The sequence below is a fragment of the Micromonospora sp. NPDC048040 genome (assembly GCF_055587185.1).
This window is the reverse complement of record NZ_JBVJGT010000029.1, coordinates 41,275-58,896: the sequence shown is the minus strand read 5'-3', so window position 1 is coordinate 58,896 and position 17,622 is coordinate 41,275. Positions and strand designations below refer to the sequence as shown.

At 72.5% G+C, this 17,622-nt stretch carries 16 protein-coding genes; 9 read left to right on the top strand and 7 right to left on the bottom strand.

Translation table 11 applies throughout. The features are described 5' to 3' along the window. Positions 1-10: 10 nt before the first annotated feature. The 4 genes from ACZ6O2_RS23985 to ACZ6O2_RS23970 all read left to right on the top strand — a co-directional run bounded on the left by ACZ6O2_RS23985 (position 11) and on the right by ACZ6O2_RS23970 (position 2,841). Positions 11-1,210, top strand: coding sequence for a phosphoglycerate kinase (locus tag ACZ6O2_RS23985; protein WP_350709158.1), 1,200 nt, complete (start codon positions 11-13; stop codon positions 1,208-1,210). Continuing rightward, a complete protein-coding gene (tpiA, locus tag ACZ6O2_RS23980) occupies positions 1,210-2,001 on the top strand; it encodes a triose-phosphate isomerase (RefSeq protein ID WP_350709156.1) in 792 nt (263 codons plus the stop codon). Before ACZ6O2_RS23985 ends, tpiA begins: the two co-directional genes overlap by 1 nt. Before the next feature lie 95 nt (positions 2,002-2,096). Continuing rightward, the gene (secG, locus tag ACZ6O2_RS23975) at positions 2,097-2,360 is read left to right on the top strand and encodes a preprotein translocase subunit SecG (protein WP_350709154.1); all 264 of its coding nucleotides are present in this window, start codon (positions 2,097-2,099) and stop codon (positions 2,358-2,360) included. Between the two features lie 133 nt (positions 2,361-2,493). Continuing rightward, positions 2,494-2,841 carry an RNA polymerase-binding protein RbpA gene (locus ACZ6O2_RS23970; protein WP_350709152.1) on the top strand — a complete coding sequence of 116 codons (348 nt, stop codon included), beginning with the start codon at positions 2,494-2,496 and terminating at the stop codon, positions 2,839-2,841. A 40-nt stretch (positions 2,842-2,881) separates the two neighbouring features. On the opposite strand, the gene pgl is transcribed toward ACZ6O2_RS23970, so the two are convergent. The 6 genes from pgl to tkt form a co-directional block, all read right to left on the bottom strand. Further along, positions 2,882-3,652 carry a 6-phosphogluconolactonase gene (gene pgl / locus ACZ6O2_RS23965; protein ID WP_466024346.1) on the bottom strand — a complete coding sequence of 257 codons (771 nt, stop codon included), beginning with the start codon at positions 3,650-3,652 and terminating at the stop codon, positions 2,882-2,884. A gap of 67 nt (positions 3,653-3,719) precedes the next feature. Next, positions 3,720-4,736, bottom strand: coding sequence for a glucose-6-phosphate dehydrogenase assembly protein OpcA (locus tag ACZ6O2_RS23960; RefSeq protein ID WP_350709148.1), 1,017 nt, complete (start codon positions 4,734-4,736; stop codon positions 3,720-3,722). A gap of 31 nt (positions 4,737-4,767) precedes the next feature. Continuing rightward, positions 4,768-6,309, bottom strand: a complete 1,542-nt coding sequence (gene zwf, locus ACZ6O2_RS23955; protein ID WP_466024345.1) for a glucose-6-phosphate dehydrogenase — start codon at positions 6,307-6,309, stop codon at positions 4,768-4,770. An 11-nt stretch (positions 6,310-6,320) separates the two neighbouring features. Continuing rightward, on the bottom strand, positions 6,321-7,970 hold the full coding sequence (locus ACZ6O2_RS23950) for a glucose-6-phosphate isomerase (RefSeq protein WP_466024344.1): 1,650 nt from the start codon (positions 7,968-7,970) through the stop codon (positions 6,321-6,323). 67 nt (positions 7,971-8,037) lie between these two features. Next, positions 8,038-9,219 carry a transaldolase gene (gene tal / locus ACZ6O2_RS23945; RefSeq protein ID WP_350709145.1) on the bottom strand — a complete coding sequence of 394 codons (1,182 nt, stop codon included), beginning with the start codon at positions 9,217-9,219 and terminating at the stop codon, positions 8,038-8,040. Between the two features lie 16 nt (positions 9,220-9,235). Further along, positions 9,236-11,374, bottom strand: coding sequence for a transketolase (gene tkt / locus ACZ6O2_RS23940; protein WP_466024343.1), 2,139 nt, complete (start codon positions 11,372-11,374; stop codon positions 9,236-9,238). A gap of 263 nt (positions 11,375-11,637) precedes the next feature. Between tkt and ACZ6O2_RS23935 the strand changes: the two genes are divergently transcribed. From ACZ6O2_RS23935 to ACZ6O2_RS23925, 3 genes are all read left to right on the top strand, one after another. Next, positions 11,638-12,597, top strand: coding sequence for a heme o synthase (locus ACZ6O2_RS23935; protein WP_350709141.1), 960 nt, complete (start codon positions 11,638-11,640; stop codon positions 12,595-12,597). A gap of 318 nt (positions 12,598-12,915) precedes the next feature. Then, positions 12,916-13,248, top strand: a complete 333-nt coding sequence (locus ACZ6O2_RS23930; RefSeq protein ID WP_466024342.1) for a hypothetical protein — start codon at positions 12,916-12,918, stop codon at positions 13,246-13,248. A gap of 6 nt (positions 13,249-13,254) precedes the next feature. Beyond that, complete coding sequence (locus ACZ6O2_RS23925; protein ID WP_466024341.1) at positions 13,255-14,178, top strand: ATP-grasp domain-containing protein; 924 nt, start codon at positions 13,255-13,257, stop codon at positions 14,176-14,178. 122 nt (positions 14,179-14,300) lie between these two features. Here ACZ6O2_RS23925 and ACZ6O2_RS23920 read toward each other — a convergent pair whose 3' ends face one another. Beyond that, entirely contained in the window at positions 14,301-15,263 is a 963-nt protein-coding gene (locus tag ACZ6O2_RS23920; RefSeq protein WP_466024340.1) for a COX15/CtaA family protein, read from the bottom strand. A 98-nt stretch (positions 15,264-15,361) separates the two neighbouring features. Here ACZ6O2_RS23920 and ACZ6O2_RS23915 point away from each other — a divergent pair, with 98 nt between their 5' ends. Further along, on the top strand, positions 15,362-16,120 hold the full coding sequence (locus ACZ6O2_RS23915) for a helix-turn-helix transcriptional regulator (protein ID WP_350709133.1): 759 nt from the start codon (positions 15,362-15,364) through the stop codon (positions 16,118-16,120). Then, a complete protein-coding gene (gene sufB / locus ACZ6O2_RS23910; protein WP_091105216.1) occupies positions 16,117-17,547 on the top strand; it encodes a Fe-S cluster assembly protein SufB in 1,431 nt (476 codons plus the stop codon). Before ACZ6O2_RS23915 ends, sufB begins: the two co-directional genes overlap by 4 nt. The last annotated feature ends 75 nt before the right edge of the window (positions 17,548-17,622 follow it).

Sequence of the window (17,622 nt, the reverse complement as noted above, 5' to 3'; positions counted from 1 at the left end):
GACTGACTCGGTGAGCATCCGTACCCTCGACGACCTGCTCGCCGAGGGGGTGTCGGGTCGGCGCGTGCTGGTGCGCGCCGACCTGAACGTCCCGCTCGACAAGCAGACCGGTGACATCACGGACGACGGCCGCATCCGGGCCGTGCTGCCGACGCTGGGCGCGCTTGTCGAGGCCGGCGCGAAGGTGGTCGTCTGCTCGCATTTGGGCCGCCCGAAGGGCGCCCCGGACCCGCAGTTCAGCCTCCGTCCGGTCGCCGGGCGGCTCGGCGAGCTGCTCGGGTCGCGGGTGCACTTCGCCACCGACACCGTCGGAGAGTCCGCCCGCGCCGCCGTGGAGGCGCTGGCCGACGGCGAGGTGGCGCTGCTGGAGAACCTGCGCTTCAACAAGGGCGAGACCAGCAAGGACGACGCCGAGCGGGGCGCTTTCGCCGACCAGCTCGCCGCCCTCGGCGACGCGTACGTCGACGACGCGTTCGGCGCCGTGCACCGCAAGCACGCCAGCGTCCACGACGTGCCGGCGCGGCTGCCGCACGTCGCCGGCCGGCTGGTGCTGCGCGAGGTGGAGGTCCTCTCGAAGCTCACGGGTGAGCCGGAGCGGCCGTACGTGGTGGTGCTCGGCGGCTCGAAGGTCTCCGACAAGCTCGCCGTGATCGAGGCACTGCTGCCGACGGTCGACCGGCTGCTCATCGGCGGCGGCATGTGCTTCACCTTCCTCAAGGCCCAGGGCCACGAGGTGGGCTCCTCGCTGCTGGAGGAGGAGATGGTCGAGACCTGCCGCAACCTGCTGGAGCGTTCCGAGGACAAGATCCTGCTCCCGGTCGACGTGGTGGCCGCGGACGCGTTCGCCCCGGACGCCGCGCACGACACCGTGCCGGCCGACGGCATTCCCAGCAAGCGGGTGGGTCTCGACATCGGGCCGAAGACGGTCGCCGGGTTCGCCGCCGCCCTCAAGGGCGCGCGGACGATCTTCTGGAACGGCCCGATGGGCGTGTTCGAGATGCCGGCGTTCGCCCACGGCACCCGCGGGGTCGCCGAGGCGATCGCGAAGGCCGACGCGTTCACTGTGGTCGGTGGCGGCGACTCGGCGGCGGCGGTCCGCGCGCTGGGGCTGGACGAGTCCGCTTTCGGGCACATCTCCACCGGCGGTGGCGCCTCTTTGGAATACCTGGAGGGCAAGACCCTCCCTGGCATCGCGGCTCTGGAGAACTGATGGCGAGCGCCACCCGCCGGCCCCTGATGGCCGGCAACTGGAAGATGAACCTCAACCACCTCGAGGCCAACCTGCTGGTGCAGAAGCTGGCGGCAAGCCTCACCGAGAAGCAGCTCACCGACGTGGAGACGGTGGTCCTGCCGCCGTTCACCGACCTGCGTACGGTGCAGACCGCCGTCGACGGCGACAAGCTGCTGCTCGGCTACGGCGCGCAGGACCTGTCGCCGCACGCGTCGGGGGCCTACACCGGCGACATCTCCGGCCCGATGCTGGCCAAGCTGGGCTGCACGTACGTGGTGGTCGGGCACTCGGAGCGGCGCGCCTACCACAACGAGGACGACGCGATCGTCAACGTCAAGGTGCAGGCGGCGCTGACCCACGGGCTCACCCCGATCCTCTGCGTGGGCGAGGGGCTCGACGTCCGGGACCGGGGCACCCACGTGGCGCACTGCAGCGACCAGCTCGACGGCGCCCTGAAGGGGCTGACCGCCGAGCAGGTGGCGAAGGTCGTGGTGGCGTACGAGCCGGTCTGGGCGATCGGCACGGGCAAGACGGCCACCCCGGAGGACGCGCAGGAGGTGTGCGAGGCGGTCCGCCAGCGGCTGGCCGAGTCCTTCGGCCAGGACACCGCCGACCAGGTCAGGGTCCTCTACGGCGGCTCCGTCAAGTCCTCCAACGTCGCGGCGATCATGGCCAAGCCGGACGTCGACGGGGCGCTGGTGGGCGGCGCGAGCCTGGACGCCGAGGAGTTCGCGAAGATCTGCCGGTTCCCGGAGCACATCGCCCGCTGATCGCTCGCTATCCTTGACTCCGCCCGTCCGTCGGTCGGTGCCACCGTGCCCGATCTGCCCGGGCGAGGATCGTAACGAGAGGACTGACCCCAGCCATGCCGATCTGGTTCGCATACACGTTGATCGTGTTGCTGGTCATCACGAGCATCCTGCTGACCATGCTGATCCTGCTGCACCGTGGTAAGGGCGGCGGGTTGTCGAGCATGTTCGGTGGCGGCGTCAGCTCCAGCCTCGCCGGGTCGTCGGTGGCGGAGAAGAACCTCGACCGCTACACCGTCCTGGTGGGCATCGTCTGGTTCGCCTGCATCGTCGGGCTCGGGCTCTGGCTGCGCCTCCAGACGGCCAGCGGCGCCGTCTGAGCGCCGTCCGGTCGTACAATCTGCGCGCGGTCCGTCACTGACGGGCCGCGCGCAGTCCGTTTCACCCGCTGCACCGCGTCGCCCGCCGCCCCCTCCGCGGCGGTACCCCTCCCGACGACAGGAGCGAGCAGCCGTGCCGAGTGGCAACGTCATCCGGGGCACCCGCATCGGATCCGCCCCCGAACGCCGCGCCGAGCGCTACCAGCCGGTCCCGTGCCGGGCGGTCACCTACTGGTGCCGCAACGACCACCACACCGAGATCCGCATCGCCGCCGACGCCGAGGCCCCGGAGGTGTGGGACTGCCCGCGGTGCGGCCTCCCCGCCGGGCGGGACGCGCAGAACCCGCCGGGCCGGGCCCGGCCGGAGCCCTACAAGACCCACCTGGCGTACGTGAAGGAGCGGCGCAGCGCGGAGGAGGGGGAGGCCATCCTGGCCGAGGCCCTCGCCGACCTGCGCCGCCGCCGTACCGCCGCGCAGTGAGGAAGGGGCCCTCGCCGGCAGGGCCCCTTCCGCACCCGAGTCAGCGCAGGCTGCGCAGGCGGGCCGGCACGTCGGCCGCCGCCGCCCGGTCCAGCAGCCAGAGCGTACGACCCGTGCCCTGCACCCCGGCCGCCGGCAGTTGCACCGGCCCCGCCCCGGCCAGCGCCATGCCGACCGCCCGGGACTTGTCGGCGCCGCTGGCCACCAACCAGACCTCCTCGGCGGTGTTGATCGCCGGGAGGGTCAGGGTGGTACGCACCGGCGGGGGCTTCGGGCTGCCCCGGACGGCGCTGACCGGCCGGGTGTCGTGGTGCACCGGGTGCTCCGGGAACACCGACGCCACGTGCCCGTCCTCGCCGACGCCGAGCATCAGCACGTCGAAGTGGGGGAGCGCGGCGTGGCCGGGACGCGCCGCCCGGGCCAGCTCCTCGGCGTAGCGGGCGGCCGCCTCCTCCGGATCCGGCCCGGCCGGCCCGTCGGAGGCGGGCATCGGGTGGACCCGGGCCGGGTCCAGCGGCACCACGTCCAGCAGGGCCGCCCGGGCCTGCGTCTCGTTGCGCTCCGGGTCGCCGGCGGGCAGGAACCGCTCGTCGCCCCACCAGACGTCCACCCGGGACCAGTCCACGGCGTCGCGGGCCGGCAGCGCCGCCACCGCCCGGTGTACCGCCGCGGCTATCCGCCCGCCGGTCAGCACCACCGACGCCTGGCCCCGCTCGGCCTGCGCGTCGAGCAGCTTGACCAGCAGCCGGGCGGCCACCGCCTGGGCCAGCAGGTCGGCGTCGGCGTGGACGGCGACACTCGCCTCACTCATCTGATGTGCCTTCGTTTCTCCGGCCGTCGCGCGGTCGGTGTTCCTCGTGCGCCCGGCAGTCGGGCGCTCAGTGCTGGGCGCTCGTTCCCGCGTGCGCGGTCACCCCCGCCTCGGCCCGCTGCGCGGTGGCCGGGTCCTTCCAGACGTGCACCCGCTGCGCCGGGCGCTGATCCAGGCCGGTCAGGCCGGCCGTGGTGCCCAGCGCTTCCGCGTACACCTGGTCGGCGTCGAGCCGGCGCAGCTCCTCGGCCAGCTCGTCGCCGAGCGGCCGGCGGACGAGCGGCAGGTGCCGGTCCTCCTGACCGGTACGCCGGAACGTCGCCACGCTGTCCTCCCGGGTCAGCGTCAGCTCGTCGCCGTTGGCGCAGCGCAGCTGCACCTCCCGCATGCGGGGGAACTCGTCGGTGCGCTGCCACACCGGGTCGATGCCGAGCCGGGCGGCCAGCCAGCCCCGCATCAGCGCGGCGGTGGGGTCGGAGGCCGGGGCGACCACGGTCGCCTCGGTCACCCGTGCCTGGGTGGTGTCGAACGCCCCGGCCACCAGCGTGCGCCACGGGGTGATCCGGGTCCACGCCAGGTCGGTGTCGCCCGGCGCGTAGTCCCGGGCCCGCTGGCGCAGCGCCTCGACCGGGTCGGCGGCCTGCGCCGCGTCGGTGATCCGCCGGTCGGCCACGACGCCGAGGAAGTCGGTGGCGATCTCGGCCGGCGGCTCGCCGTGCCACCACGTCACCACCGGCACGTCCGGCACCAGCAGCGGCATCACCACCGACTCGGCGTGCAGGGCGAGCCGCCCGTACATCCGGGTGACCACCGCCTCGCAGGGGCCGAGCCGACCGCCGACGACGATCTCCGCGTCGAGGCGGTTACGCTCCCGCTCGACGTCGGAGCGGACCACCACCACCAGCCGGCAGGGGTGGGCGGCGGCCGCTATCGTGGCCGCCGCCTCCGCCTCGCGTACCCGCTTCTCGTCCACCACCACGATCAGGGTGAGCGCCATGCCGCTGGCCACCCCGCCGGCACTGCGCCGTTCGGCGGCGAGCGCCTTGACCACCTCGTTGCCGGTGGTGTCCCACAGGCCGATCACTGGAGCCTCCTGGTTGACTCGCTGGGCTTGCTCACGCTCTGCGCCAGGCCCGGCCCTCGCGGGCCAGCATCTCGTCGGCGGCGCGGGGCCCCCACTCACCGGCCCGGTACGGCTCCGGCTTCGTGCCCGCCCACGCGTGCTCCAGCGGGTCCACCACCTGCCAGCTCTGCTCGACCTCGGCGGCGTCCGGGAAGAGGGTGCGGTCACCGATGAGCACGTCCAGCACCAGCCGCTCGTACGCCTCGGGGCTGGACTCGGTGAACGCCTCGCCGTACTGGAAGTCCATCGCGATGTCGCGGACCTCCATCGTGGTGCCGGGCACCTTCGAGCCGAACTTGAGCACCACGCCCTCGTCGGGCTGCACCCGGATGACGAGCTGGTTGTTGCCCAGCGACTCCATGTCGGCGGCGTTGAACGGCAGGTGCGGCGCCTTCTTGAACATGATGGCGACCTCGGTGACGCGGCGCGGCAGCCGCTTGCCGGCCCGGATGTAGAACGGCACCTCCGCCCAGCGGCGGTTCTGGATGCCGAGCCGGACCGCCACGTACGTCTCGGTGGTCGAGTCCTCCGGGACGCCCTTCTCCTCCAGGTAGCCGACCGCGCGCTGGCCGCCCACCCAGCCGGGCAGGTACTGGCCGCGGACGGTGCCCTCCGCGATGTCCTTCGGCAGGGTGATCGCCCGCAGCACCTTGAGCTTCTCGGTGCGGATCTCGTCCGCGTCGAAGCTCGTCGGCTCCTCCATCGCCACCAGCGCCAGCAGCTGGAGCAGGTGGTTCTGGAGCACGTCCCGGGCCGCGCCGGCCGAATCGTAGAAGCCGGCGCGGGTGCCGATGCCGACGTCCTCGGCCATGGTGATCTGCACCGAGTCGACGTACTTGGAGTTCCACAGCGGCTCGAACAGGTTGTTGGCGAACCGCAGGGCGAGGATGTTCTGGACGGTCTCCTTGCCCAGGTAGTGGTCGATGCGGAAGACGTCCTTGCGGGTGAAGACGTCGTCGACCAGGTCGTTGAGCGCCTTCGCCGAGGGCAGGTCGTGCCCGAACGGCTTCTCCACCACCACCCGGCGCCAGCCGCCGGACTTGGCGTTGTCAGCCATCCCCGTGCGGGCCAGCTGCTTGAGCACCACGGGGAACGCCGCCGGGGGGATGGAGAAGTAGAAGGCGGCGTTGCCCGGGATGCCGTGCGTCTGGCGCAGCTCGTCGAGGGTGGCGGCGAGGTGGTCGAACGCGGCGTCGTCGTCGAACGAGCCGCCCACGAACTTGATGTTGCCGACCAGCCGTGCCCACACCTCCTCCCGCCAGGGGGTGCGGGCGTGCTTCTTGGCGGCCTCGTGGGCCAGCGACTCGAAGTCGCCGTCGCCCCAGTCGCGACGGGCGAAACCCAGGACGACGAAGCCCGGGGGCAGCAGCCCCCGGTTCGCCAGGTCGTACACCGCCGGCAGGAGTTTCTTGCGGGCCAGGTCGCCGGTGACGCCGAAGATCACCAGGGCGCACGGCTCCGGGATCCTCGGCAGCCGGCGGTCCTGCGGGTCGCGTAGCGGGTTCACGCCGCCTCCTCGCTCCGCATCGTCCATGGTCCTCATCGTCACGCCCGCAGCGCCCCGACCGCATCGAGCAGCTGGGCCACGCCCGCGGACCGGTCGGTCAGGTGCAGCCGCACCAGGGGGCGCTCCCGCCCGGCCAGGGCCTGCCGGTCGCCGGCGGCCTGCGCCGCCTGCAGCTCCCCGAAGGTGTACGGCTTGCCGGGCACCGGCAGGTCGTCGGCGACCGCGCCGGTGAGCTGGAGGTAGCTGCCGACCTGCGGGCCGCCCTTGTGGTACTGGCCGGTGGAGTGCAGGAACCGCGGCCCCCAGCCGAAGGTGACCGGCCGCCCGGAGGCCCCGGCCAGCAGCGGCCGCAGCCGGGCCGCGTCGGCGTCGGCGAACCGGTCGAGGTACGCCATCACCGCGAGGTAACCGTCGCCGCCCAGCCCGTCGACCAGCCAGCGGAGCACGCCGGCCAGGTCGCCCGGGGCGCCCTGCGGCGCGTACACCTCGATCGCGCCCGAGGTGAACGAAGGGCTCTCCGCCGGCGGACCCGAGGCGAGGATCTTGTTGGTGTTGTCCTTGGACTCGGTGACGTTGGGCTGGTTGAACGGGTCGATGCCGAGCACCACACCGGCGATCGCGGTGGCGTACTCCCAGGCCAGGAACTGCGCGCCGAGCGGGCCGTTGACCGCCACGTCCGGGCCGGTGCCGCCGCCCGGGACGGCGCCGGTGGCCAGCGCGCCGCCGTAGGTCACGGTGAGCACGTCGGCGCCGCCGGCGCCGGGGCTCTCCGGGGACTCCACGACGACCGGGAGGATGCCGATGCCGGACTTGCCGGTGGACTCGGCGATCAGCTGCTCCGCCCAGTCGCCGAGGCCGTCGATGCCGGTGCCGTCGGAGATCAGGGCGACCTTGTCCCGGCCCATGGTGGCCGCCGCCCCGAGGGCGGCGCCCAGGGCCAGGCCCGGGTTGTCCCGGTCGCCGCCCAGCGACCGGGACAGCGCGTCCGCCTCGTCGAGCAGTTCGGCCACCTCGACGCCGGCCAGCGCCGACGGGACCAGCCCGAACGCGGTCAGCGCCGAGTAGCGGCCGCCCACGTTCGGGTCGGCCAGCACGGTGAAGGCGCCCATCTCGGCGGCGGTGGCCTCCAGCGGCGAACCGGGGTCGGTGACGATGACGAAGTGCCGGCCGGCCTCCGCCTCGGTCATCCCGGCGTCCAGGAACGCCTGCCAGTAGGCCCGGCGGTGGCTGTCGGTCTCCACCGTCGAGCCCGACTTGCTGGCCACCACGACCACGGTGCGCTCCAGCCGGTCGGCCAGCGCCGCCCGGACCTGCCCCGGGTCGGTGGTGTCGAGCACGGTCAGCTGCTTGCCGAGGGTGCGCGCGATGACCTCCGGGGCCAGCGACGAGCCGCCCATGCCGGCGAGCACCACGTGGTCCAGGTCGGCCAGCTCCGCCTTCAGCTCGGCGAGCTGGGGGAGCAGCTCGCGGCTGCGCCGGTGGGTGTCCACCCAGCCGAGGCGGATCTTCGCCTCGGCCTCGGCGTCCGGGCCCCACAGGGTCGGGTCCTTCTCCGCCAGCCTGCCCGGCACGCCGGCCTTGACCAGCGCGTCCCGAGTCGAGGCCGGGGCCGACTTGTCCACCGTGTCGGCCCCGTGCACGGCGAGCCCGGCGGCCGTCTCGACCGGCCCGGCGAGCAGGTCGCTCACGCCGCCACCTCGCTCCGCTCGGCGGCGGCGCGCGGCGCCACGCTGCGGTGCCTGATGGTCTGCTCGCTCACGCGTTGCCTCCCGCCTGCTGCGCGGCCCGCGCGTTGCCCTTCGCGGCGTCGCCCGGGTGGCTGGTGCCCTTGCCCGCGGCGGCCAGCGACTTGCGTACGCCGTCGAGCAGCTCCAGCCAGCTGGCCTCGAACTTCTCCACGCCCTCGCGCTCGAGGGTGGCGATCACGTCGGCCATGTCGACCCCGACCGACGCCAGGTCGGCGAAGACCTTGCGGGCCTCGTCGTACGAGCCGGTGATGGTGTCGGGGTGGGTCTCGCCGTGGTCGGCGTACGCGTGGATGACCGGTTCCGGCATGGTGTTGACGGTGCCGGGCGCGATCAGCTCCTCCACGTAGATGACGTCCCGGTAGTCCGGGTTCTTGGTGGAGGTGGACGCCCACAGCGGCCGCTGCGGGTGTGCGCCGGCGTCGGCGAGGGCCTGCCAGCGGTCGGAGGAGAAGACCGTGCCGTAGCGCTCGTACGCCAGCTTGGCGTTGGCGATGGCGGCCTTGCCGCGCAGCGCCTTGGCCTCGGCGGAGCCGATCTTCTCCAGCCGCTTGTCGACCTCGGTGTCGACGCGGGAGACGAAGAACGACGCCACGGACCCGATCTTGGACAGGTCGTGGCCGTTCGCCTTCGCCTGCTCCAGGCCGGCCAGGAACGCGTCCATCACCTGGGAGTAGCGGTCCAGCCCGAAGATCAGCGTGACGTTGACGCTGATCCCCTGGGCCAGGGTGGCGGTGATCGCCGGCAGGCCCGCCTCGGTGGCCGGGATCTTGATGAAGAGGTTGGGGCGGTCGATCAGCCACCACAGCGCCCCGGCCTCGGCGACGGTCTTCTCGGTCTCGTGGGCCAGCCGCGGGTCCACCTCGATGGAGACCCGGCCGTCCACCCCCGCGGTCGCGTCGTACGCCGGCCGCATCACGTCACAGGCCCACCGCACGTCGTACGTGGTGAGCATGCGGACGGCCTCCTCGACGTCCACCCCACGGATGGCGAGGTCCTTCAGTTGCCAGTCGTACTCGTCCGCGTCGCTCAGCGCCTTCGCGAAGATGGTCGGGTTGGAGGTCACCCCGACCAGGTGCTTCTCGCGGCGCAACTGGTCCAGCCCGCCGGAGCTGAGTCGCGTCCGGGAGAGATCGTCGAGCCAGATCGCCACACCCGCGGCGCTGAGCTCGCCCAGCCTGTCCTTCGTCATGCCGTCCACGCTCCCCTCAGTTGCCGGTCGTGAAACCGGTGATGTCGCCCACCCGGGTGAGCGCCGCGTGCGCGGCGGCCACGATCCGGTCGGGGGTGAACCCGAACTGCTCGAAGAGCATGGAGTGCGGGGCGCTGGCGCCGTAGTGCTCCAGGCTGACGCTCTCGCCGCAGTCGCCGACGAGGTGCCGCCAGGACATGGCGATGCCCGCCTCCACGCTCACCCGTGCCTTTACCCCGCGTGGCAGCACCGACTCCCGGTACGCCTCGTCCTGCTCGGCGAACCACTCCTGGCAGGGCATCGAGACGACCCGGGTGGGGGTGCCGTCGGCCTCCAGCCGCTCCCGCGCGGTCAGGCAGAGCTGCACCTCGGAACCGGTGCCGACGAGGATCACCTGCGGCTTGCCGGTGGACGCCTCGGCGAGTACGTAGCCGCCCTTCGCCACGCCCTCGGCGCCGGCCAGCGTCGACCGGTCGAAGGTCGGCAGCGCCTGGCGGCTGAGCGCCAGCGCGGTCGGCCGGTCGGTGTGCTCCAGCGCGCACCGCCAGGCCCAGGCGGTCTCGTTGGCGTCGGCCGGGCGGACCACGTCCAGGCCGGGGATGGCGCGCAGCGCGGTCAGGTGCTCGACCGGCTGGTGGGTGGGGCCGTCCTCGCCGAGGCCGATCGAGTCGTGCGTCCAGACGTAGACCACCGGCAGCTTCATCAGCGCGGCGAGCCGCACGGAGGGGCGCATGTAGTCGCTGAACACCAGGAAGGTGCCGCCGTACGGGCGGGTGCCGCCGTGCAGGGCGATGCCGTTGAGGATCGCGCCCATGGCGTGCTCGCGGATGCCGAAGTGCAGCGTGCGGCCGTACTCGTGGCCCGGGAACTCCTTGGTGGCCCAGGCGGCCGGGATGAAGGACGGCTCGCCCTTCATGGTGGTGTTGTTGCTCTCGGCCAGGTCGGCCGAGCCGCCCCACAGCTCGGGCAGCACCGGGGCGAGCGCCGCCAGGACCTTGCCGGAGGCGGCCCGGGTGGCGATGCCCTTGGCGTCGGCCGGGAACTCGGGCAGGGCCTCGGCCCAGCCGTCCGGCAGCGCCCGGCCGGCCATCCGGTCGTAGAGCGCCCGGCGCTCCGGGTTGGCCTTCGACCAGCCGTCGAACGCCGCGGTCCACTCCTGCTGGGCGCGGGCGCCCCGCTCCATCACCAGGCGGGCGTGCGCGAGCACCTTCTCGTCGACCTCGAAGGACTGCGCCGGGTCGAAGCCGAGGATCTGCTTGGTGGCGGCCACCTCGTCGCCGCCGAGCGCGGAGCCGTGGATCTTGCCGGTGTTCTTCTTGTTGGGCGCGGGCCAGCCGATGATGGTGCGCAGCGCGATGAAGGAGGGGCGGCCGGTCTCGGCCTTCGCCGCCAGCAGCGCCCGGTGCAGGGCCTCCACGTCCTCGTGGTAGTCGCCCTGGTCGGCGTCGCCGGTGCGCCAGTCGACCGTCTGCACGTGCCAGCCGTACGCCTCGTAGCGGGCCGCGACGTCCTCGCTCATGGCGATCCGGGTGTCGTCCTCGATCGAGATCTCGTTGTCGTCGTAGATCACCGTGAGGTTGCCGAGCTGCTGGTGCCCGGCGAGCGCGCTGGCCTCGTGGCTGATGCCCTCCTCGATGTCGCCGTCGGAGGCGATGCACCAGATGTCGTGGTCGAAGACCGAGGCGCCCGGCTCGCCCTCCGGGTCGAACAGGCCACGCTCGCGGCGGGCCGCCATCGCCATGCCGACCGCGTTGCCGAGGCCCTGGCCGAGCGGGCCGGTGGTGGTCTCGACGCCCGGGGTGTGGCCGTGCTCGGGGTGGCCCGGGGTGAGCGAGCCCCACTGCCGCAGCGACTTGAGGTCGTCGAGGCTGAGCGGGTAGCCGGCGAGGAAGAGCTGGATGTAGAGGGTGAGGCTGGAGTGGCCCGCCGAGAGCACGAAGCGGTCCCGGCCGGGCCAGTTCGGGTCGGCCGGGTTGTGCCGCATGACCCGGTTGAAGAGCAGGTAGGCAGCGGGCGCGAGGCTCATCGCGGTGCCCGGGTGGCCGTTGCCGGATTTCTCCACGGCGTCCATGGCCAGCACGCGGACGGTGTCGACGGCCCGGCGGTCGAGGTCGGACCAGTTCAGTGCGGGGTGCTCGGGTCGGTTGGCAGCCACGATGGTTGTGCTCCTCGGCAGATGGGCGGAACCCTCAGCGATGACCCTATCGAGCGGTCCTAAACGTCCGCCCGGGGATCTCTGCATGCAGGTCCGTGCGCGTCCGGGAGGATCGGTGGTTCGATCGGCGGTGTGACGGCCCGCACCGTTGTCGGGTCGCCCGGGCAGCCAAAACGACAGCGCGTAGTCTGTGGTGCGGTGTGTGGCCCGAGCCGGGTCCGACCGATCCGACCCCCCCTGCCGACGCCGGAAGGTGGCAATCCGTGAGCATGATCACCGAGCGCCCCGTCAGCAACTCTGCCGGGCAGCCGCCGGTGCGCGCGGCGGCGGAGGCCCCGGCGGCCGGTCGCCGCGACGTCCGCGCGGTGCTCTCGGCGTACGTGACGCTGACCAAGCCGCGGATCGTGGAGCTGCTCCTGGTCACCACCGTGCCGGCGATGATGCTCGCGGACGGCGGCATGCCGTCGCTCTGGCTGATGGCCGTGGTGCTGGTCGGCGGCTCGCTCGCCGCGGGCGCGGCCAGCGTCATCAACTGCTACATCGACCGGGACATCGACGAGTTGATGCGGCGCACCAAGCGCCGCCCGCTGCCGGCGCACACCGTGTCGCCGCGCAACGCGCTGATCTTCGGGCTGGTGCTGGCGGTGGTGTCGGTCGCGCTGATGGCGGCGTTCACCAACCTGCTGGCGGCCGGCCTCACCCTGGCCGCGATCGCCTACTACGACCTCGTCTACACCCTCTGGCTCAAGCGCACCACGACGGCGAACACGTTCTGGGGCGGCGCCTGCGGGGCGGCGCCGGTGCTGATCGGCTGGGCGGCGGTGACCGGGTCGCTGGCGCCCGCCGCGTGGGCGCTGTTCGCGGTGGTCTTCTTCTGGCAGATGCCGCACTTCTACCCGCTGGCGATGAAGTACAAGGACGACTACGCCCGGGCCGGCATCCCGATGCTGCCGGTGGTGGCCTCCGCCCGTCGGGTCAACGCCGAGATCATCATTTTCGCGTGGCTCACCGTGGCCTCCTCGCTGGCGGTGTGGCCGCTGGGGATGAGCGCGATCTACGGCGTGCCCACCCTGGTGGTCGGCGGCATCTTCCTGGTGGAGGCGCACCGGCTGGCCCGGTCGGTCTCGCGGGGCCAGGCCGTCAAGCCGATGCGGCTGTTCCACTGGTCGACGACCTACCTGACGATCCTCTTCGCCGCCGTCGCGCTCGACGCGCTGATCTGACCCCGGGCGGTCACCGCGCGCCCCGACCGGCGAGTGCGTGCGCTGGCGGCGCGCCGGGTGCGGGGAGCACCGTGCGGGAAAATCAGCATCGTGTATGCCTTGTCCGGGTTTCTTGTTACATCCGTGACAGCGTGGGCATCGTCCGAACGGTTCGGCATGCCCCAGGCAGGCCCGATTTGCGGCGGAGCTTTGCGGTGGTAAGTCCGGATAAAATCGGGCGATTCACCTGTGGTCTTCCTTAAACCTCGTGGTAATTGGCATCACAAAAGCTTCATGGTTCTCGCCCGGCCGGATGGAAGTCTGCTTACGCTTCGCGTCATGGCAGATGGTTCCGATACGACGCTGACGGCCGATCAGACCGCCGAACAGGCCCCCCAGGGCCTGGTCGCGGGCATCAAGTCGTTCGCCGCCGGACACGGCGGGGCGAAGGCGGTCATCGAGTACGTCGGCAAGCGCGGCGCACGCATCGTCCTCGTGGGCGAGGACGGGGTGTGGGGCGACCAGTTCGCGGACGACACCGTCGTCGCGCGGCAGGCCTGCGCGAAGGCGGGCGTCACCGTCGAGAACGCCTGGGAGCGTGAACTCATGGACCAGATGCGCCCGAGCAACGACCTCTGGCGGTCGATGGCCCGGCGCTCGATGGCCCGTTGACATAAATTGACCACCCACCACCAGTCGACCCGGGGGGAACCCCGGGTCGCTCTCATCACCTGTGCCGAACTGCCCACCCTCGAGGCCGACGACCGGCTGGTGCTCGACCCGCTCGCGCGCCGCGGCGTGACCGCCGAACCGGTGGTCTGGGACGACCCCACCGCCGACTGGGCCGGCTACGACCTGGCCGTGCTCCGCTCGCCGTGGGACTACATGCCCCGCCGCGACGAGTTCGTCGCCTGGGCGGCCGCCGTCCCCGCCCTGGCCAACCCGGCCGACGTGGTCCGCTGGAACACCGACAAGCGGTACCTCGCCGAGCTCTCCGCCGCGGGCGTGCCGACCGTCCCCACGACCTGGGTGGAGCCGGGAGAGAGCTGGCAGCCGCCCGCCGACTCCGGCGAGTACGTGCTCAAACCGTCGATCAGCGCGGGCAGCCAGGACACCGGCCGGTACGACCTGGCCGATCCGGAGCACCGGGAACTGGCCGTCGCGCACGTGCGGCGGCTCGCGGCGGCCGGCCGCGTGACCATGGTCCAGCCGTACCTGGCCGCCGTCGACACCGCCGGTGAGACGGCGCTGCTTTTCCTGGCCGGCCCGGACGGCCTGGCGTACAGTCACGCGATCCGCAAGGGCCCCATGCTCACCGGGCCGGACCTGGGCGTGGAGGGGCTCTACAAGCCCGAGGAGATCACGCCACGGACGGCCACCCCGGAGCAGCTGGCGGTGGCGGAACAAGCCCTCGCGGCGGTGCCCGGCGGGCCGGAGCGGCTGCTCTACGCCCGGGTCGACCTGATCCCCGGCCCGGACGGCGCCTCGATCCTGGTCGAGTTGGAGCTCACCGAGCCGTCGCTGTTCCTCGGGTACGCCGAGGGCGCCGCCGACCGCCTGGCCGGCGCGATCCTGACCCACCTGGGCCGCCCGCCACGCTGACCCGACGCCGGGCGGTCGCCACCGTGCGGACCGCCCGGTGCCCGGGCCGCCAGGGTCCGCACCGTGCGGCTCGTCCCGCCCGCCGTCGGCGGACGTCGCCGTCGGTCGCCGCCTGACGCCCGTCAGGCGGCGACGGGGACGGCGTCCTCGGCGGGGGAGGGGTCCGGGGCCGGCGCGACGGGACGGCGTTCGCGGGTGGCCCACTGGACCGAGAGGGTGGCCAGCAGCACCAGGCAGGAGCCGAGCATGTGCGCGCCGACCAGCAGCGCAGGCAGGTTGGTGAAGTACTGCACGAAGCCGATCAGGCCCTGACCCAGCTCCACCGCGACCAGCACCAGGGCGGCCCGTGCGGCCCGTGCCGCGCCGACCGCGCGGAACGCGAAGACCAGCGCCACGGAGAGGCCGATCAGCAGGAAGACGCTGTCGGCGTGCACCTGGGAGATCGCCTCCGGGTCGAGGCCGTTGCGGGCCGCGCCGTGGTCGCCCGCGTGCGGGCCGCTGCCGGTCACCCAGGTGCCGATCACCAGCACCGCCGCGCTGGCCACGGTGGTGATCACCGCCAGGGTCCGCAGCGGCGCCGGCACCACGGCCACCGCCGGGCCGGCCGGGTCCTTGATCCGCCGCCACAGCGCGTACGCGGCCGCGATCACGAGCATCGAGGCGAGGAAGTGCAGGCCCACCACCCACGGGTTGAGGTCGGTGAGCACGGTGATGCCGCCGACGACCGCCTGGGCCGGGATGCCGAAGAGCACGGCGACCGCGAGGGGGAGCAGTTCGCGGCGGCGGGGGCGTTGCAGCAGCACGGCCACCAGCACCGCCAGCGCGATGACGCCGACCGCGAAGGTGAGCAGGCGGTTGCCGAACTCGATCGCCCCGTTGATGCCCATCTCGGCGGTTGCCACGTACGACTCGTCCGTGCACCGGGGCCAGGTGGGGCAGCCGAGGCCGGACTGGGTGAGCCGGACCGCCCCGCCGGTGACGACGATGCCCACGTTCGCGATGATCGAGGCGAGCGCGAGGCGGCGCAGCAGGGCGGTGGAGACCGGGAACCGGACGGATGGAGTCACGGCGCAAATCCTACGCACCGTAGTGATCGAGGTTCGTGCGGCTCCGCCGGCGCGGTGGTTCGGATCACCGGGACCCGGGTTTGCGGCCCCCCGACGAATTACGTAACGTGGGCGTTGTGAAAAACGCGGCGGCGCTCTCCGGGCACCAGCCGGCGGCCGCCCCGGCCGCCGGTCAGCCCGTGTCCGCCAGCGACCTTTCCACCCGGGACCGGGTCACCCACCTGTTGCTGGAGCGGGGGGCGACCACCGCCGCGCAGCTCGGCTCGGCGCTCGGGCTCAGCCCGGCCGCGATCCGGCGGCACCTCGACGCGATGCTCGCCGACGGTGACGTGGTCGCCCGCGACCAGACGGTCCGCGGTCACCGGGGCCGGGGCCGCCCGGCGAAGGTGTTCCTGCTGACCGACGCGGCCCGGGGCCGCTGCGGCACCCACCACTACGACAACATGGCCACCGCCGCGCTGCGCTGGATCGCGCGCAACGGCGGCGCCGAGGCGGTCGAGGCGTTCGCCGCCGACCAGGTCGCCGCCCTGGAGGCCCGCTGCCGGGCCGCCATGGAGGACGCCGGCGACGACCCCCTCGCGCGGGCCGAGGCGCTCGCCGGGGCCCTGACCGCCGAGGGCTACGCTGCCAACGCGTCCACGATCGCCTCCGGCGGCCAGCTCTGTCAGCACCACTGCCCGGTGGCGCACGTGGCCGCCGAGTTCCCCCAGCTGTGCGAGGCCGAGACCGCGGTGATCTCCCGCCTGGTCGGCACCCACGTGCAGCGCCTGGCCACCATCGCGCACGGCGACGGGGTGTGCACCACGCACATTCCCGCCCAGCCGGGGCGCGCCCAGTCCGGTAAGACCGTCACCACTGTGAGGACAGATAGATGACCGAGCAGATCGTCCAGCCCCTGACCCAGGAAGAGCAGCTCGCCGCCCTGGGTCGATACGAGTACGGCTGGGCCGACCCCGACGTCGCCGGGGCGGTCGCCCAGCGCGGCCTCAACGAGGCGGTGGTGCGGGACATCTCGGCCAAGAAGAACGAGCCGGCCTGGATGCTCGACCTGCGGCTGAAGGGCCTGCGGCTGTTCGACCGCAAGCCCATGCCGGCCTGGGGCGCCGACCTCACCGGGATCGACTTCGACAACATCAAGTACTTCGTCCGGTCCACCGAGAAGCAGGCCACCAGCTGGGAGGACCTGCCCGAGGACATCAAGAACACCTACGACAAGCTGGGCATCCCCGAGGCGGAGAAGCAGCGGCTGATCGCGGGCGTCGCGGCGCAGTACGAGTCCGAGGTCGTCTACCACAAGATCCGTGAGGACCTGGAGGAGCAGGGTGTCGTCTTCCTCGACACCGACACCGCCCTCAAAGAGCACGAGGACCTGTTCAAGGAGTACTTCGGCACGGTCATCCCGGTCGGCGACAACAAGTTCGCCGCGCTGAACACCTCCGTCTGGTCCGGCGGCTCGTTCATCTACGTGCCGAAGGGCGTGCACGTGGAGATCCCGCTGCAGGCCTACTTCCGGATCAACACGGAGAACATGGGCCAGTTCGAGCGGACGCTGATCATCGTCGACGAGGGTGCGTACGTGCACTACGTCGAGGGCTGCACCGCGCCGATCTACTCCTCGGACTCGCTGCACAGCGCCGTGGTGGAGATCATCGTCAAGAAGAACGCCCGGTGCCGCTACACGACCATCCAGAACTGGTCGAACAACGTCTACAACCTGGTCACCAAGCGCGCCGTGTGCCACGAGGGCGCGACCATGGAGTGGATCGACGGCAACATCGGCTCCAAGGTCACCATGAAGTACCCGGCGGTCTACATGACCGGCGAGCACGCCAAGGGCGAGGTGCTCTCGGTGGCCATGGCCGGCGAGGGCCAGCACCAGGACGCCGGCGCCAAGATGGTGCACGCCGCGCCGCACACCTCCTCCACCATCGTCTCCAAGTCGATCGCCCGGGGCGGCGGCCGCACCTCGTACCGCGGCCTGGTGCAGGTGCTGGAGGGCTCGACCAACAGCCGCAGCACGGTCAAGTGCGACGCGCTGCTCGTCGACACCATCTCCCGCTCCGACACCTACCCGTACGTCGACATTCGTGAGGACGACGTGTCGATGGGGCACGAGGCCACCGTCTCCAAGGTCAGCGAGGACCAGCTCTTCTACCTGATGAGCCGGGGCCTGAGCGAGGACGAGGCGATGGCGATGATCGTGCGCGGCTTCATCGAGCCGATCGCCAAGGAACTCCCGATGGAGTACGCCCTGGAGCTCAACCGCCTGATCGAGCTGCAGATGGAGGGCGCGGTCGGCTGACGCCGACCGGTGACCCGTCGGGATCGCGCGAAGCCCGACCCGCTGGCCGAGTCGCGCGAACCCGGGCCCACCCTC